Source organism: Micromonospora terminaliae (assembly GCF_009671205.1).
GTDB lineage: Bacteria > Actinomycetota > Actinomycetes > Mycobacteriales > Micromonosporaceae > Micromonospora > Micromonospora terminaliae.
This window is the reverse complement of sequence record NZ_CP045309.1, coordinates 4,817,773-4,836,294: the sequence shown is the minus strand read 5'-3', so window position 1 is coordinate 4,836,294 and position 18,522 is coordinate 4,817,773. Positions and strand designations below refer to the sequence as shown.

The following is an 18,522-nucleotide window of genomic DNA, read 5'->3' as shown; positions in this document are numbered from 1 at the left end:
CGAGAGAAGGAACAGAAGCCACCATGGCGGGACAGAAGATCCGCATCCGGCTCAAGGCCTATGACCACGAGGTCGTCGACTCCTCGGCTCGGAAGATCGTCGAGACGGTGACGCGTACCGGGGCGCAGGTCGCTGGCCCGGTGCCGCTGCCCACGGAGATCAACCGTTTCTGCGTTATCCGCTCGCCGCACAAGTACAAGGACTCGCGCGAGCACTTCGAGATGCGCACGCACAAGCGTCTGATCGACATCATCGACCCGACCCCGAAGACGGTCGACTCGCTCATGCGCCTCGACCTGCCGGCTGGCGTCGACATCGAGATCAAGCTGTAGGGACCGGACAAATGGACAGGCAAGTCAAGGGGATCCTGGGCGCAAAGCTCGGCATGACCCAGGTCTGGGACAACAACCGCGTTGTTCCCGTGACCGTGGTTCAGGCCGGCCCGTGCGTCGTGAGCCAGGTTCGTAGCGCCGACAAGGACGGTTACTCCGCGGTCCAGCTGGCGTACGGGGCCATCGACCCGCGCAAGGTCAAGAAGCCGATCGCCGGGCACTACGCCAAGGCGGACGTCGCGCCGCGCCGGCACATCGTCGAGCTGCGCACCTCGGACGCCGGCGACTACTCGCCGGGCCAGGAGGTCACGGTCGAGGAGTTCCCGGCCGGTGTGACCATCGACGTCACCGGCAAGACCAAGGGCAAGGGCTACGCCGGCCCGATGAAGCGGCACGGCTTCCACGGTCTGCGCGCCAGCCACGGCGTCGAGCGCAAGCACCGCTCGCCGGGCTCGATCGGCGCCTGCGCGACCCCGGGTCGCGTCTTCAAGGGCACCCGGATGGCGGGTCGGATGGGTGGCGTGCGCTACACCGTCCAGAACCTCACCGTCCAGGCGGTGGACACCGAGAACAACCTCCTGCTCGTCCGCGGCGCCATTCCCGGCCCCAAGGGCGCGCTGGTCCTGGTCCGTACCGCGGCCAAGACCAAGGTGAAGAAGGGCGGTGCGGCCAAGTGACCACCGTTGACGTCCTCAACGTCGAAGGCAACAAGGCCGGCTCCGTCGAGCTGCCCGCCGACATCTTCGACGCCCAGGCCAACATCCCGCTGATGCACCAGGTCGTGGTGGCTCAGCTGGCGGCGGCCCGGCAGGGTACGCACAAGACCAAGACCCGCGGCGAGGTCTCCGGTGGAGGCAAGAAGCCGTACAAGCAGAAGGGCACCGGTCGTGCCCGCCAGGGCTCGACCCGCGCGCCGCAGTTCGCCGGCGGTGGCGTGGTCCACGGCCCGGTGCCGCGCGACTACAGCCAGCGGACCCCGAAGAAGATGAAGGCCGCCGCCCTGCGTGGCGCCCTCTCCGACCGGGCCCGCGCCGGCCAGGTGCACGTCGTCGAGGCGTTCGTCTCGGGCGAGAAGCCGTCGACCAAGGCCGCGCTGGCCACGCTGGCGAAGCTGACCGAGGCCCGTCGGGTCCTGGTCGTGCTGAGCAGCACCGACGAGCTGAACTGGGTGTCGCTGCGCAACGAGCCGCGGGTGCACCTGATCGAGGCCGGCCAGCTCAACACGTACGACGTGCTGGTGGCCGACGACGTGGTCTTCACGAAGGAGGCCCTGGACGAGTTCCTGGGCGTTCCCGCCGAGACCACCGAGGAGGGTGGCAAGTGAGCACGATCGCCGATCCGCGCGACATCATCGTCGCCCCGGTCGTCTCGGAGAAGAGCTACAGCGAGCTGAACCGGAACTGGTACACCTTCCTGGTGCACCCGGACGCCAACAAGACCGAGATCAAGATCGCTATCCAGCAGATCTTCAACGTCCGCGTCCTGACGGTCAACACGCTCAACCGCGAGGGCAAGCGCAAGCGCACCAAGACCGGCTTCGGTCAGCGCAAGGCGACCAAGCGGGCGATCGTGAAGCTGGCTGACGGTGACCGTATCGAGGCCTTCGGCGGCCCGGTCAGCTGAGGGGTGTAGACAATGGCTATCCGTAAGTACAAGCCGACGACGCCGGGCCGGCGTGGCTCGAGCGTGGCCGACTTCGCCGAGATCACCCGGTCGACGCCCGAGAAGTCGCTGCTGGCTCCGCTGCCGAAGAAGGGCGGACGCAACGCCCACGGCCGGATCACCACGCGGCACCACGGTGGCGGCCACAAGCGGCAGTACCGTCTGATCGACTTCAAGCGGGTCGACAAGGACGGCGTGCCGGCGAAGGTCGCGCACATCGAGTACGACCCGAACCGCACCGCGCGCATCGCGCTGCTGCACTACGCCGACGGCGAGAAGCGCTACATCATCGCGCCGAAGGACCTGAAGCAGGGCGACCGGGTGGAGTCGGGGCCGAGCGCCGACATCAAGCCGGGCAACAACCTGCCGCTGCGCAACATCCCGGTCGGTACCACGATCCACAACGTGGAGCTGCGTCCGGGCGGCGGCGCCAAGCTGGCCCGCTCGGCCGGCGTCGGCATCCAGCTGCTCGGCCGTGAGGGCGCGTACGCGACCCTCCGCATGCCGTCCGGCGAGATCCGGCGGGTCGACGTGCGCTGCCGCGCCAGCATCGGCGAGATCGGCAACGCCGACCAGTCGAACATCAACTGGGGTAAGGCCGGCCGCATGCGGTGGAAGGGCAAGCGCCCGACCGTCCGTGGTGTCGCCATGAACCCGGTGGACCACCCGCACGGTGGTGGTGAGGGTAAGACCTCCGGTGGTCGCCACCCGGTCAACCCGCAGGGTAAGCCCGAGGGCCGCACCCGTCGTAAGGGCCAGCCGAGCGACCGGCTGATCGTCCGCCGCCGCTACGCCACGCGTAAGCGCGGCTGAGGGAGATAAGACATGCCTCGCAGCCTGAAGAAGGGCCCGTTCGTCGACGACCACCTGCTCAAGAAGGTGGAGACGCAGAACGACAAGGGCTCGAAGAACGTCATCAAGACCTGGTCGCGGCGCTCGACGATCATCCCGGAGATGCTGGGTCACACGATCGCCGTGCACGACGGACGCAAGCACGTCCCGGTCTTCGTGACCGAGGCCATGGTCGGGCACAAGCTCGGCGAGTTCGCGCTGACCCGCACGTTCAAGGGTCACGAGAAGGACGACCGGAAGAGCCGCCGGCGCTGACGCCGCGGGCATACGGATAGAGGAACAAGGGGTTACAGCGATGCCAGGAAAGGGCGACGCTCCGGTGCTTCCGGGCGCGCGGGCGGTTGCGCGGCACGTGCGCATCTCGCCGATGAAGGCGCGCCGGGTGGTCAACCTCGTCCGCGGCCTGCCCGCGAAGGAGGCGCTCACGGTGCTGCAGTTCGCGCCGCAGGCTGCGAGCGAGCAGGTGTACAAGGTGCTCGCGAGCGCGATCGCCAACGCGGAGAACAACGAGCGGCTGGACCCCGACGCGCTGCTCGTCAGCGAGGCGTTCGTCGACGAGGGCCCGACGATGAAGCGGTTCCGGCCGCGGGCGCAGGGCCGGGCGTACCGGATCCGCAAGCGCACCTGCCACATCACCGTGGCGGTCGAGGCGGTGGCGCCGGCCGCGCCGAAGAAGTCGGCGAAGAAGGCCCAGGCGCAGACGAAGGCCGAGGCAACCAGCCAGGCCGGGGCGGCTGAGGGGCAGAGCACGACGGAGGGTGCCGAGTAATGGGTCAGAAGGTTCACCCCACTGGGTTCCGGCTCGGCATCTCGACCGACTGGAAGTCCCGCTGGTTCGCGGACAAGCTCTACAAGGACTACATCGGCGAGGACGTCAAGATCCGCCGGATGATGTCCAAGGGCCTCGAGCGCGCCGGCATCTCCAAGGTCGACATCGAGCGCACCCGGGACCGGGTCCGCGTCGACATCCACACCGCCCGGCCGGGCATCGTCATCGGCCGTAAGGGTGCGGAGGCCGACCGGATCCGCGGCGAGCTGGAGAAGCTCACGGGCAAGCAGGTCCAGCTGAACATCATCGAGGTGAAGAGCCCCGAGTCGGACGCGCAGCTGGTCGCCCAGGGCGTCGCCGAGCAGCTGTCCAGCCGGGTCAGCTTCCGCCGGGCCATGCGCAAGGCGATGCAGTCCGCGATGAAGAACCCGGTCTGCAAGGGCATCCGGGTGCAGGTCTCGGGCCGTCTCGGCGGCGCTGAGATGAGCCGGACCGAGTTCTACCGCGAGGGCCGGGTCCCGCTGCACACGCTGCGGGCCAACATCGAGTACGGCTTCTTCGAGGCCCGTACCACCTTCGGCCGGATCGGCGTGAAGGTCTGGATCTACAAGGGCGACGCCGTCCCGGGCCGCGAGGCCCCGGCCGAGGCCGCCCCGTCGCGCGGCCCGCGCCGCGACCGTGGCGACCGGCCCGAGCGGCCGCGCCGTGGCCGGTCGGGTTCGTCGGGTACGACCGCCGGTGGCACCGAGGCCGGCCGCGCTGCCGCGACCACCATCGCGCAGCAGGCGGAGACGCCGGCCGGTGAGCCGGTCGACGCCGGAGCCGTGGCCGCGGCCGCGACCCAGCCGGCAGAAACGCAGCAGGAGGGCTGACAGATGCTGATGCCGCGCAAGCCCCCGAAGGGCTTCCGCAAGCCGCACCACCCGGACCGCCACGGCGCGTCCAAGGGCGGTAACCGGGTGGTGTTCGGCGAGTTCGGGATCCAGGCTCTCGAGCCGGCGTACGTGACCAACCGCCAGATCGAGTCGGCGCGTATCGCGATGACCCGTCACATCAAGCGTGGCGGCAAGGTCTGGATCACGATCTTCCCGGACCAGGCCCTCACCAAGAAGCCGGCGGAAACCCGCATGGGTTCCGGTAAGGGTTCGCCCGAGTGGTGGGTCGCCAACGTCAAGCCGGGGCGGGTTCTCTTCGAGATGTCCTTCCCCAACGAGCAGATCGCGCGAGAGGCGATGCGTCGCGCGATCCACAAGCTCCCGATGAAGTGCCGCATTGTTACGCGCGAAGTGGGTGAATCCTGATGGCAGCTGGCGTCAAGCCTTCCGAGCTGCGTGAGCTCTCCGAGGAGGAGCTGGTCACGAAGCTGCGCGAGGCCAAGGCGGAGCTGTTCAACCTCCGCGTGCAGGCCGCAACCGGGCAGCTCGACAACAACCGGCGGCTGCAGGTCATCCGTCGGGAGATCGCCCGGATCTACACGATCATGCGTGAGCGTGAGCTGGGTCTCTCGGCCGCGCCGACTGAGGTGACTGCATCATGAGTGAGAACACCACCGCCGCCGCGCGGGCCCGTCGCAAGACCCGCGAGGGTCTCGTGGTCAGCGACAAGATGGAAAAGACCGTCGTGGTCGAGGTCGAGGACCGGGTCAAGCACGCGCTGTACGGCAAGATCATGCGCCGCACCAGCAAGCTGAAGGTCCACGACGAGCAGAACTCGGCCGGCATCGGCGACCGGGTCCTGATCATGGAGACCCGGCCGCTGTCCGCCACCAAGCGGTGGCGGCTCGTGGAGATCCTCGAGAAGGCCAAGTAGCGAAGGCTCGAGCTCGGCCGGGTTCGGTCGGGCGCAGGTTCCGCCAGGCTCCGGCCGCCCCCGGCGGCCGGAGAACCGGCAGACATAGGAGATAGACGTGATTCAGCAGGAGTCGCGACTGCGCGTCGCCGACAACACGGGTGCCCGGGAGATCCTGTGCATCCGGGTTCTCGGTGGCTCCGGTCGGCGCTACGCGAGCATCGGCGACGTCATCGTGGCCACGGTCAAGGACGCGATCCCCGGTGCCGGTGTGAAGAAGGGCGACGTCGTCAAGGCCGTCGTCGTTCGCACCGCCAAGGAGAAGCGGCGGCCGGACGGCTCGTACATCCGCTTCGACGAGAACGCCGCCGTCATCATCAAGGACGGTGGGGACCCGCGCGGTACCCGCATCTTCGGCCCGGTGGGCCGGGAGCTGCGGGACAAGCGGTTCATGAAGATCATCTCTCTCGCGCCGGAGGTGTTGTGACCGTGAAGGTCAAGAAGGGCGACACGGTCGTCGTCATCGCCGGCAAGGACAAGGGTGCCAAGGGCAAGGTCATCGCGGCCTACCCGCGGCAGGACAAGGTCCTGGTCGAGGGCGTGAACCGGGTCAAGAAGCACACTCGCATCAGCACCACCCAGCGTGGCGCCAAGACCGGTGGCATCGTCACCCAGGAGGCCCCGATCCACGTCTCGAACGTGCAGGTCCTGGACTCCGACGGCAAGCCGACCCGCGTCGGTTACCGGATCGACGACAACGGCCAGAAGGTCCGCATCGCGCGTAGCACCGGTAAGGACCTCTGATGACCACGGCTACCGAAACCAAGACCCTGCCGCGCCTCAAGGAGCGGTACCGCAACGAGGTCGTGGCGAAGCTGCAGGAGCAGTACAACTACGGCAACCCCATGCAGGTGCCCGGGCTGGTCAAGATCGTCGTCAACATGGGCGTCGGCGAGGCCGCTCGCGACGCCAAGCTGATCGACGGCGCCGTCCGCGACCTGGCCACCATCACCGGCCAGAAGCCGCTGGTGCGGCGGGCGACCAAGTCCATCGCGCAGTTCAAGCTGCGTGAGGGCATGCCGATCGGCGCCAAGGTCACCCTCCGGGGCGACCGGATGTGGGAGTTCCTGGACCGGCTGCTCTCCATCGCGCTGCCGCGTATCCGCGACTTCCGCGGCCTGGACGGGCGCAAGCTCGACGGCCACGGCAACTACACGTTCGGTCTGACCGAGCAGTCGGTGTTCCACGAGATCGACCAGGACAAGATCGATCGCCAGCGGGGCATGGACATCACGGTGGTCACGACCGCCACGACCGACGACGAGGGCCGGGCGCTGCTCAAGCTCCTGGGCTTCCCGTTCAAGGAGAACTGAGATGGCCAAGAAGGCGCTGATCCTCAAGGCGGCCGCGAAGCCGAAGTTCTCGGTTCGCGCGTACACCCGCTGCCAGCGGTGCGGGCGTCCGAAGGCGGTCTACCGCAAGTTCGGTCTCTGCCGGGTGTGCATCCGGGAGATGGCCCACCGCGGTGAGCTGCCCGGCGTGTCCAAGGCTTCCTGGTAATAGCCCGGCGCGCTTCGCGCGTCAGCTGAACTGTCTCTTCGCCGTAGGCCCCGGGCCTGGCCCGGGGAACCCCGGCGAGAAAGGTTGACGAATTTCATGACGATGACCGACCCGATCGCAGACATGCTCACGCGTCTGCGTAACGCCAACCAGGCGTACCACGACCGGGTGACGATGCCCTACTCGAAGATCAAGGCGAACATCGCCGAGGTCCTCAAGGCCGAGGGTTACATCGCCACCTGGTCGGTCGAGGAGCCCGAGGAGGGCGCCGTCGGCAAGCGACTGGTCGTCGAGCTGAAGTACGGCCAGAACCGGGAGCGGAGCCTGGCCGGCATCAAGCGCGTGTCCAAGCCCGGTCTCCGGGTGTACGCCAAGTCGGACGGGCTCCCGCGGGTGCTCGGCGGGCTGGGCGTGGCGATCATTTCGACGTCCCAGGGGCTGCTCACCGACCGGCAGGCCCGCAAGCGGAGCGTTGGCGGGGAAGTCCTCGCCTTCGTCTGGTAACGGGAGACAGGTAGAAATGTCGCGTATTGGACGTAAGTCGATCCCGGTGCCAGCCGGCGTCGAGATCACCATCGACGGCCAGACCGTCAAGGTCAAGGGCCCCAAGGGCGAGCTGTCGCACACGCTCGCCGAGCCCATCACGGCGGAGCGCGCCGAGGACGGCCAGGTGCACGTCAACCGGCCCAACGACGAGCGCAAGGCCAAGGAGCTGCACGGCCTGAGCCGTACGCTGGTGGCCAACATGATCGTCGGCGTGACCGAGGGCTACCGCAAGAGCCTCGAGATCGCCGGTACCGGTTACCGCGTGACCGCCAAGGGCAAGGACCTCGAGTTCGCCCTCGGGTTCTCGCACCCGGTGCTGGTCCCGGCCCCGGAGGGCATCACGTTCACGGTGGAGCGGCCGACGCTGTTCCACGTGGCCGGCATCGACAAGCAGCAGGTCGGCGAGGTTGCCGCCAACATCCGGAAGATCCGCCCGCCGGAGCCCTACAAGGGCAAGGGCGTGAAGTACCAGGGCGAGGTCATCCGCCGCAAGGCTGGAAAGGCAGGTAAGAAGTGAGCGCCACGCTGCTCAAGCGCCGCCGCGGCGTCGCCGCCAAGCGTGCCGTCGGGCGTGCGCGCCGGCACTTCCGGGTCCGCAAGAACGTCAGTGGCACCACCGAGCGTCCCCGCCTGGTCGTCACCCGCTCCCTGCGGCACATGGTCGCCCAGATCGTGGACGACACCAAGGGTCACACCCTGGCGTCGGCCTCGACCATGGACGCCTCGCTGCGCGGCGTCGAGGGCGACAAGAGCGCCCTGGCCGGCAAGGTCGGCGCCCTGCTCGCCGAGCGGGCCAAGGCCGTCGGCGTCTCGAAGGTCGTCTTCGACCGCGGTGGCAACCGGTACGCGGGGCGGGTCGCCGCGCTTGCCGACGCCGCCCGCGAAGCCGGGCTCGAGTTCTAGAAACCCCGTCACGAGAGAGAAGGAAGGCTGCTGATGCCAGGTCAACAGCGCCGTGGCGGCGGGTCCGGTGGCAACGAGGGTGGTCGCCGCGACAACCGCCGTGAGGGCGGCCGCGGAAACGCGCCCGTCGAGAAGACCCCGCACCTCGAGCGGGTCGTCGCGATCAACCGCGTCGCCAAGGTCGTGAAGGGCGGTCGTCGCTTCAGCTTCACCGCCCTGGTGATCGTGGGCGACGGCGACGGCACCGTCGGTGTGGGCTACGGAAAGGCCAAGGAGGTGCCCGCGGCGATCGCCAAGGGTGTCGAGGAGGCCAAGAAGCACTTCTTCAAGGTGCCGCGGATCGGTCAGTCGATCCCGCACCCGGTGCAGGGCGAGGACGCGGCCGGTGTGGTGCTGCTCAAGCCGGCCTCGGCCGGTACGGGTGTCATCGCCGGCGGTCCGGTGCGTGCCGTGCTGGAGTGCGCGGGCATCCACGACGTGCTCTCCAAGAGCCTCGGCTCGTCCAACCCGATCAACATCGTGCACGCCACGGTGGCGGCCCTGAAGGCGCTCGAGTCGCCGGAGCAGGTCGCGGCCCGTCGTGGTCTGCCGGTCGAGGACGTCGCGCCGGCCGCCATGCTGGCGTCGCGGGCGGGGGTGGCGTCCTGATGGCACGCCTGAAGGTCACCCAGGTCCGGTCCGAGATCGGGACCAAGAAGAACCAGCGTGACTCGCTGCGTTCGCTCGGTCTCAAGCGGATCAACGACGTGGTGGTCAAGGAGGACCGGCCGGAGATCCGGGGCATGATCTTCACGGTCAACCACCTCGTGAAGGTCGAGGAGGTCGAGTAATGACGATCAAGGTGCACCACCTGCGCCCGGCGCCCGGAGCCAAGACCGACAAGACCCGCGTGGGTCGCGGTGAGGGCTCGAAGGGCAAGACCGCCGGTCGCGGTACCAAGGGTTCCAAGGCCCGGAAGAACATCTCGGCGGCGTTCGAGGGTGGGCAGATGCCCATCCACATGCGCCTGCCGAAGCTGAAGGGCTTCAAGAACAAGTTCAAGGTCGTCTTCCAGGTGGTCAACCTGGACCGGCTCGCCGAGCTCTTCCCGAACGGCGGCCAGGTCGGCCCGTCCGAGCTGGTCGAGGTCGGCGCGGTCCGCAAGGGCCACCCGGTCAAGGTGCTCGGCACCGGCGACCTCGGCGGCGTGGCTCTCCAGGTGTCGGCGCACGCGTTCAGCGCGTCGGCCAAGGAGAAGATCACCGCGGCCGGCGGCTCGGTCACCGAGCTGTAAGGCACGTCATGGCGCCCGCTCAGTTGTCCGCAACTGGGCGGGCGCCGTGCTCTACCTGGCACATGTGCGCCGGGTAACATCGGATTCGTTTTATGTAGCCGGGCACATCTGCCCGGACCGGGATCGGGCTGTTAGAGTCCCTTCCCAGCTATGGATATCGGGCGGTCCGCCCGGCACCCACCCCGCTCCGCCAGGGATCATCACCGGCGGCCCGCGTAGCGCAGGAGGAAGAAGTTGCTGTCCGCCTTTCTCAGTGCGTTCCGTACGCCTGACCTGCGCAAGAAGCTGCTGTTCACAGTAGGCATCATCGCGGTCTACCGGCTCGGCGCCACGCTGCCCAGCCCGGGTGTCTCGTACGGCAACGTGCAGAAGTGCCTCGACACCGTCCAGGGCGGCACCGGCGTGCTGGGCCTGCTGGACCTCTTCTCCGGGGGCGCGCTGCTCCAGCTCTCGGTCTTCGCGCTGGGCATCATGCCCTACATCACCGCGTCGATCATCCTGCAGCTGCTGACCGTGGTCATCCCGCGCCTGGAGCAGCTCCGCAAGGAGGGTCAGGCCGGCCAGGCGAAGATCACCCAGTACACCCGCTACCTCACGCTGGGCCTGGGCATCCTCCAGTCCTCGGCGTTCGTGGCGCTGGCGCGCTCGGGTCAGCTCTTCAACAACCAGTGCGACCAGTTCCCGATCGTCCCGCGGGGCACCGGCATCCCGGACTGGCTGACGCTGACCATCCTGGTCATGACGATGACCGCCGGCACCGGCGTGGTGATGTGGCTCGGTGAGCTGATCACCGACCGCGGCGTCGGCAACGGCATGTCCGTCCTGATCTTCACCTCGATCGCGGCCCGGCTCCCCAGCGAGGGCTGGAAGATCAAGACCCAGAAGGGCTGGGGCTGGTTCGTCCTGGTCATCGTCCTGGTCCTGGTCGTCATCACGGCGGTCACCTTCATCGAGCAGGCGCAGCGCCGGATCCCGGTGCAGTACGCCAAGCGCATGATCGGCCGGCGCATGTACGGCGGCACGTCCACGTACATCCCGCTCAAGGTGAACCAGGCCGGTGTCATCCCGGTCATCTTCGCCTCGTCGCTGCTCTACCTGCCGACGCTCGCCCTCCAGTTCTTCGACCAGAACAACCCGGGCAAGACCCAGGCCTGGATCCAGAACCACATCGTGAAGGCGAGCGCGCCCGAGCACATCGCGATCTACTTCCTGCTGATCATCTTCTTCACGTACTTCTACGTGTCGATCACGTTCAACCCGACCGAGGTCGCGGACAACATGAAGAAGTACGGCGGTTTCGTGCCGGGCATCCGCCCCGGCAAGCCGACCGCCGAGTACCTCGACTTCATCCTCAGCCGGATCACCCTGCCGGGTGCGCTCTACCTGGGCATCGTCGCGGTCCTGCCGAACTTCTTCTTCATCTGGCTCGCCAACCAGCAGTTCCAGAACTTCCCGTTCGGCGGCACCGCTGTGCTCATCATGGTCGGCGTCGGTCTGGAGACCGTGAAGCAGATCGAGAGCCAACTCATGCAGCGGAACTACGAAGGGTTCCTGCGGTAGATGCGACTCGTTCTGGTTGGCCCGCCGGGCGCGGGCAAGGGCACGCAGGCGGAGTTCATCGCCGCTCACCTCTCGGTGCCGAAGATCTCGACCGGTGACATCTTCCGGGCCAACGTCTCCCAGGGCACGCCCCTGGGAGTCGAGGCCAAGCGGTACATGGACGCCGGCAAGCTGGTCCCGGACGAGGTCACCATCAACATGGTGCGGGACCGGCTCGCCGAGCCGGACGCCGGCGAGGGCTTCCTCCTCGACGGCTTCCCGCGCACCACGCCGCAGGCGGCCGCGCTGGACAAGCTCCTCGCCGACCTCGGCACCGCACTGGACCTGGTGCTGGAACTGGTCGTCGACGACGACGAGGTGATCCGGCGGCTCTCCGGCCGGCGTACCTGCCGGGGCTGCGGCAAGATCTGGCACGTCGAGTTCGACGCCACCACCCGCGAGGGCGTCTGCGACCGCTGCGGCGCCGAGCTGTTCCAGCGCGACGACGACAAGCCGGAGACCATCGCGGCCCGGCTGCGGGAGTACGCCGAGAAGACCGCGCCGCTGGTCGACTACTACGGCGCCCAGGGCAAGCTCGTCGGCATCGACGCGACCGGCCCGGTGGAGGACGTCACCGTCCGTGCCATCGACGCCCTCCGCTCGTACAGCGGCTGACGTCCCGCCGGCCTCCGGCGGATAGAGTGCGAACAGCGGGGTACGTGCGACGTGCCCCGCTGTTCCGCGCAACGAAAGGTAACGCCTCCATGCGCCGTCCCCAGCTGGACATCCAGCTGAAGACCCCCGAGCAGATCGAGCTGATGCGGGCCGCCGGTCTGGTGGTCGCCCGTGCGCTGCGACGGATGCGGGAGGCGGTGGCCCCGGGCGTGTCCACCGCCGATCTCGACGCGATCGCCGAGGCCACCATCCGGGAGGCCGGCGCGGTCCCGTCGTTCAAGGGCTACCACGGCTTCCCGGCGTCGATCTGCTCCTCCGTCAACGAGCAGGTCGTGCACGCGATCCCGGCGTCGACGCAGGTGCTCCGCGAGGGCGACCTGATCTCGATCGACTGCGGCGCGGTCCTCAACGGCTGGCACGGTGACGCGGCCATCACGGTCGGGGTCGGCGAGGTCGAGCCGGCCCTGCTGAAGATGGCGGCGGTCGCCGAGGACGCCATGTGGGCCGGCATCGCCGCCGCCGCCCGGGGTGCGGCGAGCGGCAAGGGCCGGCTCACCGACATCTCGCACGCCGTGGAGACCGCGGTCCGCAAGGGCGGCCGGTACGGCATCGTCGACGGCTACGGCGGGCACGGCATCGGCACCGAGATGCACCAGGACCCGCACGTGCTCAACCACGGGCGCCCGGGCAAGGGCCCGCGCCTGGTGCCCGGCCTGGCCCTGGCCATCGAGCCGATGATCACCATGGGCTCCCCGCGCACGGTCGAGCTGTCGGACGGCTGGACCGTGGTGACCCGGGACCGGTCGATGGCGGTGCACGTCGAGCACTCGATGGCGCTGCTGGACGACGGCGTGTGGGTGCTGACCGCCGAGGACGGCGGGCGGGCCCGGCTCGGCGATCTGGTCACCTCCCGCCAGACGGCGGATTCTCCGGCGGTCTGACCGGTCCGGCCCGGTTCCGGGCGGCCCGGGCGGTTCCGGCCCCGCTGTCCGCCTGGCGATCCGCTCGCCTTCCGCGAACGGGGATGTCGGGCGGTGGCGCGCCGGTGGCATGCTTGCCCTCATGGACGGGCGGAGCGGGATGCGGGCGGCCGACGCCGACCGGGAGGCCACGGCGGAGCGGCTCCGGGCGGCCCTGGAGGAGGGCCGGCTCAACCTGCACGAGTACGACGAGCGGCTGGGCCGCGCGTACGGGGCGAAGACCTACGCCGACCTGGATGCGGTGGTGGCCGACCTGCCCGGACCGGCGCCCGCGCAGCGCGCCGCCGTGGCCCCGGCGGCGCCGGCCGCGCCCACCGGCACCGGCGCCCCGGTCGTGGACCGGGGGCGGGGCAGCGGCTGGCTGCTCGCGATCTGGTCGCCGTGGCTGCGGGTGGCCGCGATCCTCACCGCGATCTGGTTGTTCGCCTCGCTCGGCTCGGGGCACCTGGGGCACTACTGGCCGGTCTGGGCGATCGGGCCATGGGGCTTCTTCCTGCTCATGCGCACCGTGGGCGGCCACGACCACGGGGCGCACCCCGCCAAGCGGCGTGACCGGGCCCGGCGGGACCGTCGCCGGGGCCGCTGAGCCGCCGTCCGGAGGCTGTGGCCCGCGCCACAGCCGGGCCGTCGGACCCGGCGAAATTCCGCCGCCGAGGTGACGGGCCTGGCGGTCGGTTTGGCGGCGGCGCGCAGGCGGGCGTACACTTTCTGATCGGCGCACAGCGTCCACTCCGGCATGCCCACCCTGCGCTTCGGTGGGAGTCGGAGCCGCGGCTGGCTCGGGCTCGGTGAATCTCACCGCAGCCCGTGTAAGACGTTGTGGGCCGTCCGGAGCAACCGACGTCAGGACAGCGGAGGACATGCCGAAAAAAGACGGAGCCATCGAGATCGAGGGTCGGGTCATCGAGCCCCTGCCGAACGCCATGTTCCGGGTGGAGCTCGCGAACGGCCACAAGGTGCTGGCTCACATCAGCGGCAAGATGCGGCAGCACTACATCCGCATCCTGCCGGAGGACCGGGTCGTCGTCGAACTCTCGCCGTACGACCTGACCCGCGGGCGCATCGTCTACCGCTACAAGTAAGCCTGACGACGGCCGGGACGTCCCCGTGTCCGTCTTCGACGTCCGGGTCGCGCACCGTCGCGTCTCCGGGCCAGATGGGAAGTAAGGCAACCGTGAAGGTCAAGCCGAGCGTCAAGAGGATCTGCAACAAGTGCCGGGTTATCCGCCGGCACGGCCGGGTCATGATCATCTGTTCTGACCCGCGCCACAAGCAGCGCCAGGGCTGATCCGTTCCCGCCGACCGTGACGAGCGGCGGCGGAACCGGCCCGGGTGGCAGATCCGGCACACACATCACCAGCTCGTCCCAGCCGCGAGCGGTACGCAGCGCGTACCCCCTCGTGGTTGACCCCCGGTCGGAGGCCGGGGCCCGCTCGGGCAGCGACCGATCCCGGTCGCCGGCGCTGAACGCGCCGGAAGGACAGGGACGGTCGGTAGCGGGGTGGGACGGGTCCACACCTCCGCCACAACATCACGAGGAGTACGCCCGCACATGGCACGTCTAGTCGGCGTGGACCTCCCCCGCGACAAGCGGATGGAGATCGCGCTCACCTACATCTTCGGGGTCGGTCGCACCCGTGCCCTGGAGACGCTCGCCGCCACCGGCATCTCGCCGGAGAAGCGCGCTCGGGACCTCACGGACGAGGAGCTCGTGCAGCTCCGCGACCACATCGAGGCCAACTACCAGGTTGAAGGTGACCTTCGCCGCGAGGTCGCCGCAGACATCCGCCGCAAGGTCGAGATCGGCTGCTACGCGGGTATCCGGCACCGCCGGGGCCTGCCCGTTCGTGGCCAGCGGACCAAGACCAACGCGCGGACCCGGAAGGGCCCGAAGCGGACCGTCGCCGGCAAGAAGAAGCCCGGCAAGAAGTAACTAGGAGCGCACAGACTTATGCCACCGAAGGCTCGTGCCGGAGCCGCCGTCAAGAAGGTCCGGCGCAAGGAACGCAAGAACGTCGCCCACGGGCAGGCGCACATCAAGAGCACCTTCAACAACACCATCGTGTCCATCACGGACCCGACCGGTGCCGTCATCTCCTGGGCCTCCTCGGGCCAGGTGGGCTTCAAGGGCTCGCGCAAGTCGACCCCGTTCGCCGCGCAGCTGGCCGCCGAGGCCGCCGCGCGCCGGGCCATGGATCACGGCATGCGCAAGGTCGACGTGTTCGTCAAGGGCCCCGGCTCCGGCCGGGAGACCGCCATCCGTTCGCTGCAGGCCGCCGGGCTGGAGGTCGGGCAGATCTCCGACGTCACCCCGCAGCCGCACAACGGATGCCGTCCGCCGAAGCGTCGTCGGGTCTGAGAGGTAGAGAGAGATGGCTCGTTACACCGGTGCTGACTGCCGCCGTTGCCGGCGGGAGAAGATGAAGCTGTTCCTCAAGGGCAGCAAGTGCGATGGCCCGAAGTGCCCGTTCGAGTCCCGGCCGTTCCCGCCCGGGCAGCACGGCCGCGGCCGCACCAAGGAGACGGAGTACCTGCTCCAGCTCCGTGAGAAGCAGAAGGCCCGCCGGGTCTACGGCGTGCTGGAGAAGCAGTTCCGCGGTTACTACGAGGAGGCCGTGGGCAAGCAGGCGAAGACCGGTGAGGTCCTCCTGCAGATCCTCGAGTCGCGGCTGGACAACGTGGTCTACCGGGCCGGCTACGCCGGTTCCCGGGACATGGCCCGCCAGCTGGTCAAGCACGGTCACTTCACGGTGAACGGCAAGAAGGTCGACATCCCGTCGTACCGCGTCAAGGAGCACGACATCATCGAGGTCCGGGAGAAGAGCAAGCAGCTCACCCCGTTCCTGGTGGCGCAGGCTCAGGCCGGTTCGCGGGCGGTTCCGGCCTGGCTCGAGGCGATCCCCAGCCAGATGAAGATCCTCGTGCACTCGCTCCCGGCCCGCCAGGTGATCGACACCCAGGTCCAGGAGCAGCTGATCGTCGAGCTCTACTCCAAGTAAGGGCTCGTTGCGGTGGCCCGCCCCGCGGGGCGGGCCACCGGAACAGTTTGTGTCGTGGGCGTCATATAGCGGGCGTCCCGGAAGAGAAGAGAAAAGATGCTCATCAGCCAGCGACCGTCTCTCTCCGAAGAGTCGATCAACGAGACCCGGTCCCGGTTCACCATCGAGCCGCTGGAGCCGGGCTTCGGCTACACCCTGGGCAACTCGCTGCGGCGTACGCTGCTGTCGTCCATCCCGGGTGCGGCGGTCACCTCGATCAAGATCGACGGTGTCCTGCACGAGTTCACCACGATCCCCGGTGTCAAGGAGGACGTGGTCGAGCTCGTCATGAACATCAAGGAGCTGTGCGTCAGCTCCGAGCACGACGAGCCGGTCAGCATGTACCTGCGCAAGCAGGGCCCGGGCGACGTGACCGCCGGTGACATCCAGCCCCCGGCCGGTGTCTCGGTGCACAACCCGGACCTGAAGCTCGCCACCCTCAACGGCAAGGGCCGGCTCGACATGGAGCTGACCGTCGAGCGGGGTCGCGGCTACGTCACCGCGGCGCAGAACAAGCAGGCGGGTGCCGAGATCGGCCGGATCCCGGTCGACTCGATCTACTCGCCGGTGCTCAAGGTGACCTACCGGGTCGAGGCGACCCGTGTCGAGCAGCGGACCGACTTCGACCGGCTGATCATCGACGTCGAGACCAAGCCGTCGATGGGCCCGCGTACCGCGCTGGCCTCGGCCGGCTCGACGCTGGTGGAGCTGTTCGGGCTGGCCCGGGAGCTGGACGAGACCGCCGAGGGCATCGACATCGGGCCGTCCCCGCAGGACGCCCAGCTGGCGGCCGACCTGGCCCTGCCGATCGAGGAGCTGGACCTGACCGTCCGCTCCTACAACTGCCTCAAGCGCGAGGGCATCAACTCCGTTGGTGAGCTCATCGGGCGTACCGAGGCCGACCTCCTCGACATCCGCAACTTCGGTCAGAAGTCGATCGACGAGGTCAAGATGAAGCTCGCCGGGATGGGCCTGGGGCTGAAGGACTCGGCTCCGAACTTCGACCCGGCGCACGTCGTGGACGCCTTCGGCGAGGCTGACTACGACACCGACGACTACCGCGAGACCGAGCAGCTCTAGTCCGCGCTGCCGCCACACCTGAGGAGCACCAAGCATGCCCACGCCCACCAAGGGCCCCCGCCTCGGCGGCAGCCCCGCGCACGAGCGGCTGATGCTGGCCAACCTGGCCACCGCGCTGTTCCAGCACGGCAAGATCCAGACCACCGAGACGAAGGCCCGGCGGCTGCGTCCGCTGGCCGAGCAGCTCATCACCAAGGCCAAGCGCGGCGACCTCGCCTCGCGGCGCCGGGTGGCGGGCGTCGTCAAGGACAAGGACGTGGTCTACGCCCTGTTCGACCAGATCGCGCCCCGGTACGCCAACCGCAACGGTGGCTACACCCGGATCGTGAAGACCGGTCCGCGCAAGGGTGACGCCGCTCCGATGGCGATCATCGAGCTGGTGGAGGAGCTTCAGGTCGCCGAGCCGAAGGCGAACAAGAAGACCGCCGCCCGCAAGGCCGCCCAGCAGGACAAGGTCGAGGCCCTGGCCCCGGCCGAGGAGACCCCGGCGTCGGCTCCGGCCGACCAGGACGCCGAGCCGCCGGTGCACGCCTCCGGCGACACCGCCGAGTCGCGCGAGGACAGCGACGAGGCCGGCGAGAACGACAAGGCCTGAGCGCAGGCCGCATCGTCGGGCCCGGTACCCCCGCGCGGGGTGCCGGGCCCGACGGCATGAGGAGGTACGAGGTGGACGAGCGGACCCGGCTGCGGCTGGACGTCTCGTACGACGGCACCGATTTCTCCGGCTGGGCCGCCCAGCCCGCCCGGCGCACCGTCGCCGGGGTGCTCACCGGGACCCTCGACCTGGTGCTCGGCGCGGGCACCGCGACCGGGCTGACCGTGGCGGGCCGCACCGACGCCGGCGTGCACGCCACCGGGCAGGTCTGCCACCTCGACCTGCCCACCGAGGTGTGGCGGCAGCACGACGGGCGGCTGCTGCGCCGGCTGGCCCGGCTGCTCCCACCGGACGTGCGGGTACGGGCGATGACCGAGGTGCCGGCCGACTTCGACGCCCGCTTCTCGGCCATCTTCCGCCGCTACGAGTACCGGGTCACCGACGCGCCGTGGGGCGCCGAGCCGCTGCGCCGCACCGACACCCTGGCCTGGCCGAAGCCGCTCGACCTGGCGGCGCTGAACGCCGCCGCGGCCGGCCTCGTCGGGGAGCACGACTTCGTCGCGTACTGCCGGCGCAAGGAGAACGCCACCACGCTGCGCGAGGTGACCCGGCTGGACTGGCGGCGCGAGCCGGACGGGATCCTGGTCGCCACGGTGCAGGCCGACGCGTTCTGCCAGAACATGGTGCGCAGCCTGGTCGGCGCCATGCTGGTGGCCGGTGACGGCCGCCGGCCGGTCGAGTGGCCGGCCGCCCTGCTGAACCGCCGCGAACGCGCCAGCGAGGTGACCGTGGCGCCCGCGCACGGGCTGGCCCTGGTCGAGGTCGGCTACCCGGCCGACCCCGCCGAGTACGCCCGCCGCGCCGACCTCACGCGCCGCCTCCGGGTGCCGGTCGCCGAGGGCTGAACACAGTGGAACGGCCCGCCGCCCC

At 69.3% G+C, this 18,522-nt stretch carries 33 protein-coding genes; all 33 read left to right on the top strand.

All coding sequences use genetic code 11. The features are described from left to right. Positions 1 to 23 precede the first annotated feature (23 nt). The 33 genes from rpsJ to truA all read left to right on the top strand — a co-directional run bounded on the left by rpsJ (position 24) and on the right by truA (position 18,497). Complete coding sequence (gene rpsJ / locus GCE86_RS22165; RefSeq protein ID WP_007073037.1) at positions 24 to 332, top strand: 30S ribosomal protein S10; 309 nt, start codon at positions 24 to 26, stop codon at positions 330 to 332. Between the two features lie 11 nt (positions 333 to 343). Continuing rightward, positions 344 to 1,009 carry a 50S ribosomal protein L3 gene (rplC, locus tag GCE86_RS22160; protein WP_154228720.1) on the top strand — a complete coding sequence of 222 codons (666 nt, stop codon included), beginning with the start codon at positions 344 to 346 and terminating at the stop codon, positions 1,007 to 1,009. Then, positions 1,006 to 1,656 carry a 50S ribosomal protein L4 gene (gene rplD / locus GCE86_RS22155; protein WP_091262804.1) on the top strand — a complete coding sequence of 217 codons (651 nt, stop codon included), beginning with the start codon at positions 1,006 to 1,008 and terminating at the stop codon, positions 1,654 to 1,656. The genes rplC and rplD overlap by 4 nt, the downstream gene beginning before the upstream one ends. Continuing rightward, entirely contained in the window at positions 1,653 to 1,955 is a 303-nt protein-coding gene (rplW, locus tag GCE86_RS22150; RefSeq protein ID WP_073834931.1) for a 50S ribosomal protein L23, read from the top strand. The genes rplD and rplW overlap by 4 nt, the downstream gene beginning before the upstream one ends. A gap of 12 nt (positions 1,956 to 1,967) precedes the next feature. Further along, positions 1,968 to 2,807: a 50S ribosomal protein L2 gene (gene rplB / locus GCE86_RS22145; protein WP_088976123.1), complete on the top strand. Its 840-nt coding sequence runs from the start codon at positions 1,968 to 1,970 to the stop codon at positions 2,805 to 2,807. Positions 2,808 to 2,819: 12 nt separating this feature from the next. Beyond that, positions 2,820 to 3,101 carry a 30S ribosomal protein S19 gene (gene rpsS, locus GCE86_RS22140; RefSeq protein WP_007073032.1) on the top strand — a complete coding sequence of 94 codons (282 nt, stop codon included), beginning with the start codon at positions 2,820 to 2,822 and terminating at the stop codon, positions 3,099 to 3,101. Between the two features lie 40 nt (positions 3,102 to 3,141). Then, complete coding sequence (rplV, locus tag GCE86_RS22135) at positions 3,142 to 3,615, top strand: 50S ribosomal protein L22 (protein WP_154228719.1); 474 nt, start codon at positions 3,142 to 3,144, stop codon at positions 3,613 to 3,615. After that, positions 3,615 to 4,487, top strand: a complete 873-nt coding sequence (rpsC, locus tag GCE86_RS22130) for a 30S ribosomal protein S3 (protein WP_091262800.1) — start codon at positions 3,615 to 3,617, stop codon at positions 4,485 to 4,487. The genes rplV and rpsC overlap by 1 nt, the downstream gene beginning before the upstream one ends. Before the next feature lie 3 nt (positions 4,488 to 4,490). Further along, positions 4,491 to 4,916: a 50S ribosomal protein L16 gene (rplP, locus tag GCE86_RS22125; RefSeq protein WP_073834927.1), complete on the top strand. Its 426-nt coding sequence runs from the start codon at positions 4,491 to 4,493 to the stop codon at positions 4,914 to 4,916. Then, a complete protein-coding gene (rpmC, locus tag GCE86_RS22120) occupies positions 4,916 to 5,152 on the top strand; it encodes a 50S ribosomal protein L29 (protein WP_013288628.1) in 237 nt (78 codons plus the stop codon). The genes rplP and rpmC overlap by 1 nt, the downstream gene beginning before the upstream one ends. After that, positions 5,149 to 5,424, top strand: coding sequence for a 30S ribosomal protein S17 (gene rpsQ, locus GCE86_RS22115; RefSeq protein WP_154228718.1), 276 nt, complete (start codon positions 5,149 to 5,151; stop codon positions 5,422 to 5,424). Before rpmC ends, rpsQ begins: the two co-directional genes overlap by 4 nt. 97 nt (positions 5,425 to 5,521) lie before the next feature. Next, the gene (rplN, locus tag GCE86_RS22110; RefSeq protein ID WP_007073026.1) at positions 5,522 to 5,890 is read left to right on the top strand and encodes a 50S ribosomal protein L14; all 369 of its coding nucleotides are present in this window, start codon (positions 5,522 to 5,524) and stop codon (positions 5,888 to 5,890) included. Then, positions 5,887 to 6,207, top strand: a complete 321-nt coding sequence (rplX, locus tag GCE86_RS22105) for a 50S ribosomal protein L24 (RefSeq protein ID WP_007465276.1) — start codon at positions 5,887 to 5,889, stop codon at positions 6,205 to 6,207. Before rplN ends, rplX begins: the two co-directional genes overlap by 4 nt. Next, positions 6,207 to 6,776, top strand: coding sequence for a 50S ribosomal protein L5 (rplE, locus tag GCE86_RS22100; RefSeq protein ID WP_091262796.1), 570 nt, complete (start codon positions 6,207 to 6,209; stop codon positions 6,774 to 6,776). The genes rplX and rplE overlap by 1 nt, the downstream gene beginning before the upstream one ends. A gap of 1 nt (position 6,777) precedes the next feature. Continuing rightward, on the top strand, positions 6,778 to 6,963 hold the full coding sequence (locus GCE86_RS22095) for a type Z 30S ribosomal protein S14 (RefSeq protein WP_007073023.1): 186 nt from the start codon (positions 6,778 to 6,780) through the stop codon (positions 6,961 to 6,963). A 96-nt stretch (positions 6,964 to 7,059) separates the two neighbouring features. Further along, positions 7,060 to 7,467 carry a 30S ribosomal protein S8 gene (gene rpsH / locus GCE86_RS22090; protein WP_013288624.1) on the top strand — a complete coding sequence of 136 codons (408 nt, stop codon included), beginning with the start codon at positions 7,060 to 7,062 and terminating at the stop codon, positions 7,465 to 7,467. Positions 7,468 to 7,483: 16 nt separating this feature from the next. Beyond that, a complete protein-coding gene (gene rplF, locus GCE86_RS22085; RefSeq protein ID WP_148430078.1) occupies positions 7,484 to 8,026 on the top strand; it encodes a 50S ribosomal protein L6 in 543 nt (180 codons plus the stop codon). After that, positions 8,023 to 8,412: a 50S ribosomal protein L18 gene (gene rplR / locus GCE86_RS22080; RefSeq protein WP_148430077.1), complete on the top strand. Its 390-nt coding sequence runs from the start codon at positions 8,023 to 8,025 to the stop codon at positions 8,410 to 8,412. Before rplF ends, rplR begins: the two co-directional genes overlap by 4 nt. Positions 8,413 to 8,445: 33 nt before the next feature. After that, positions 8,446 to 9,060 (top strand): 30S ribosomal protein S5, encoded by a 615-nt coding sequence (gene rpsE / locus GCE86_RS22075; RefSeq protein ID WP_091262790.1) that lies wholly within the window; start codon positions 8,446 to 8,448, stop codon positions 9,058 to 9,060. Further along, positions 9,060 to 9,242 (top strand): 50S ribosomal protein L30, encoded by a 183-nt coding sequence (rpmD, locus tag GCE86_RS22070; protein WP_013473693.1) that lies wholly within the window; start codon positions 9,060 to 9,062, stop codon positions 9,240 to 9,242. The genes rpsE and rpmD overlap by 1 nt, the downstream gene beginning before the upstream one ends. Continuing rightward, a complete protein-coding gene (rplO, locus tag GCE86_RS22065) occupies positions 9,242 to 9,685 on the top strand; it encodes a 50S ribosomal protein L15 (protein ID WP_154228717.1) in 444 nt (147 codons plus the stop codon). Before rpmD ends, rplO begins: the two co-directional genes overlap by 1 nt. A gap of 234 nt (positions 9,686 to 9,919) precedes the next feature. After that, positions 9,920 to 11,245 carry a preprotein translocase subunit SecY gene (gene secY / locus GCE86_RS22060; protein WP_154228716.1) on the top strand — a complete coding sequence of 442 codons (1,326 nt, stop codon included), beginning with the start codon at positions 9,920 to 9,922 and terminating at the stop codon, positions 11,243 to 11,245. Then, positions 11,246 to 11,899 carry an adenylate kinase gene (locus tag GCE86_RS22055; protein ID WP_154228715.1) on the top strand — a complete coding sequence of 218 codons (654 nt, stop codon included), beginning with the start codon at positions 11,246 to 11,248 and terminating at the stop codon, positions 11,897 to 11,899. It begins immediately after the preceding gene. An 89-nt stretch (positions 11,900 to 11,988) separates the two neighbouring features. Next, the gene (gene map, locus GCE86_RS22050) at positions 11,989 to 12,840 is read left to right on the top strand and encodes a type I methionyl aminopeptidase (protein ID WP_154228714.1); all 852 of its coding nucleotides are present in this window, start codon (positions 11,989 to 11,991) and stop codon (positions 12,838 to 12,840) included. A 121-nt stretch (positions 12,841 to 12,961) separates the two neighbouring features. Beyond that, entirely contained in the window at positions 12,962 to 13,465 is a 504-nt protein-coding gene (locus GCE86_RS22045) for a DUF1707 SHOCT-like domain-containing protein (protein WP_239543165.1), read from the top strand. Positions 13,466 to 13,739: 274 nt separating this feature from the next. Continuing rightward, a complete protein-coding gene (gene infA, locus GCE86_RS22040; RefSeq protein ID WP_007073013.1) occupies positions 13,740 to 13,961 on the top strand; it encodes a translation initiation factor IF-1 in 222 nt (73 codons plus the stop codon). A 92-nt stretch (positions 13,962 to 14,053) separates the two neighbouring features. Continuing rightward, entirely contained in the window at positions 14,054 to 14,167 is a 114-nt protein-coding gene (gene rpmJ / locus GCE86_RS22035) for a 50S ribosomal protein L36 (RefSeq protein ID WP_088982067.1), read from the top strand. A 264-nt stretch (positions 14,168 to 14,431) separates the two neighbouring features. Further along, the gene (gene rpsM / locus GCE86_RS22030) at positions 14,432 to 14,812 is read left to right on the top strand and encodes a 30S ribosomal protein S13 (RefSeq protein ID WP_154228713.1); all 381 of its coding nucleotides are present in this window, start codon (positions 14,432 to 14,434) and stop codon (positions 14,810 to 14,812) included. 18 nt (positions 14,813 to 14,830) lie between these two features. Then, the gene (rpsK, locus tag GCE86_RS22025) at positions 14,831 to 15,238 is read left to right on the top strand and encodes a 30S ribosomal protein S11 (protein ID WP_148430066.1); all 408 of its coding nucleotides are present in this window, start codon (positions 14,831 to 14,833) and stop codon (positions 15,236 to 15,238) included. A 13-nt stretch (positions 15,239 to 15,251) separates the two neighbouring features. Next, on the top strand, positions 15,252 to 15,878 hold the full coding sequence (rpsD, locus tag GCE86_RS22020) for a 30S ribosomal protein S4 (protein ID WP_091262774.1): 627 nt from the start codon (positions 15,252 to 15,254) through the stop codon (positions 15,876 to 15,878). Between the two features lie 96 nt (positions 15,879 to 15,974). Beyond that, entirely contained in the window at positions 15,975 to 16,997 is a 1,023-nt protein-coding gene (locus tag GCE86_RS22015) for a DNA-directed RNA polymerase subunit alpha (RefSeq protein ID WP_007073009.1), read from the top strand. 34 nt (positions 16,998 to 17,031) lie between these two features. After that, positions 17,032 to 17,592 (top strand): 50S ribosomal protein L17, encoded by a 561-nt coding sequence (rplQ, locus tag GCE86_RS22010; RefSeq protein ID WP_154228712.1) that lies wholly within the window; start codon positions 17,032 to 17,034, stop codon positions 17,590 to 17,592. Positions 17,593 to 17,663: 71 nt separating this feature from the next. After that, on the top strand, positions 17,664 to 18,497 hold the full coding sequence (gene truA, locus GCE86_RS22005) for a tRNA pseudouridine(38-40) synthase TruA (RefSeq protein ID WP_154228711.1): 834 nt from the start codon (positions 17,664 to 17,666) through the stop codon (positions 18,495 to 18,497). Positions 18,498 to 18,522: the final 25 nt, after the last annotated feature.

Coding starts and splice junctions, on each gene's coding strand:
- rpsJ (WP_007073037.1), top strand. CDS start 24: ATGGCGGGACAGAAGATCCGCATCCGGCTCAAGGCCTATGACCACGAG.
- rplC (WP_154228720.1), top strand. CDS start 344: ATGGACAGGCAAGTCAAGGGGATCCTGGGCGCAAAGCTCGGCATGACC.
- rplB (WP_088976123.1), top strand. CDS start 1,968: ATGGCTATCCGTAAGTACAAGCCGACGACGCCGGGCCGGCGTGGCTCG.
- rpsS (WP_007073032.1), top strand. CDS start 2,820: ATGCCTCGCAGCCTGAAGAAGGGCCCGTTCGTCGACGACCACCTGCTC.
- rplV (WP_154228719.1), top strand. CDS start 3,142: ATGCCAGGAAAGGGCGACGCTCCGGTGCTTCCGGGCGCGCGGGCGGTT.
- rpsC (WP_091262800.1), top strand. CDS start 3,615: ATGGGTCAGAAGGTTCACCCCACTGGGTTCCGGCTCGGCATCTCGACC.
- rplP (WP_073834927.1), top strand. CDS start 4,491: ATGCTGATGCCGCGCAAGCCCCCGAAGGGCTTCCGCAAGCCGCACCAC.
- rpmC (WP_013288628.1), top strand. CDS start 4,916: ATGGCAGCTGGCGTCAAGCCTTCCGAGCTGCGTGAGCTCTCCGAGGAG.
- rpsQ (WP_154228718.1), top strand. CDS start 5,149: ATGAGTGAGAACACCACCGCCGCCGCGCGGGCCCGTCGCAAGACCCGC.
- rplE (WP_091262796.1), top strand. CDS start 6,207: ATGACCACGGCTACCGAAACCAAGACCCTGCCGCGCCTCAAGGAGCGG.
- GCE86_RS22095 (WP_007073023.1), top strand. CDS start 6,778: ATGGCCAAGAAGGCGCTGATCCTCAAGGCGGCCGCGAAGCCGAAGTTC.
- rpsH (WP_013288624.1), top strand. CDS start 7,060: ATGACGATGACCGACCCGATCGCAGACATGCTCACGCGTCTGCGTAAC.
- rplF (WP_148430078.1), top strand. CDS start 7,484: ATGTCGCGTATTGGACGTAAGTCGATCCCGGTGCCAGCCGGCGTCGAG.
- rpsE (WP_091262790.1), top strand. CDS start 8,446: ATGCCAGGTCAACAGCGCCGTGGCGGCGGGTCCGGTGGCAACGAGGGT.
- rpmD (WP_013473693.1), top strand. CDS start 9,060: ATGGCACGCCTGAAGGTCACCCAGGTCCGGTCCGAGATCGGGACCAAG.
- rplO (WP_154228717.1), top strand. CDS start 9,242: ATGACGATCAAGGTGCACCACCTGCGCCCGGCGCCCGGAGCCAAGACC.
- GCE86_RS22055 (WP_154228715.1), top strand. CDS start 11,246: ATGCGACTCGTTCTGGTTGGCCCGCCGGGCGCGGGCAAGGGCACGCAG.
- map (WP_154228714.1), top strand. CDS start 11,989: ATGCGCCGTCCCCAGCTGGACATCCAGCTGAAGACCCCCGAGCAGATC.
- GCE86_RS22045 (WP_239543165.1), top strand. CDS start 12,962: ATGGACGGGCGGAGCGGGATGCGGGCGGCCGACGCCGACCGGGAGGCC.
- infA (WP_007073013.1), top strand. CDS start 13,740: ATGCCGAAAAAAGACGGAGCCATCGAGATCGAGGGTCGGGTCATCGAG.
- rpsM (WP_154228713.1), top strand. CDS start 14,432: ATGGCACGTCTAGTCGGCGTGGACCTCCCCCGCGACAAGCGGATGGAG.
- rpsK (WP_148430066.1), top strand. CDS start 14,831: ATGCCACCGAAGGCTCGTGCCGGAGCCGCCGTCAAGAAGGTCCGGCGC.
- rpsD (WP_091262774.1), top strand. CDS start 15,252: ATGGCTCGTTACACCGGTGCTGACTGCCGCCGTTGCCGGCGGGAGAAG.
- GCE86_RS22015 (WP_007073009.1), top strand. CDS start 15,975: ATGCTCATCAGCCAGCGACCGTCTCTCTCCGAAGAGTCGATCAACGAG.
- rplQ (WP_154228712.1), top strand. CDS start 17,032: ATGCCCACGCCCACCAAGGGCCCCCGCCTCGGCGGCAGCCCCGCGCAC.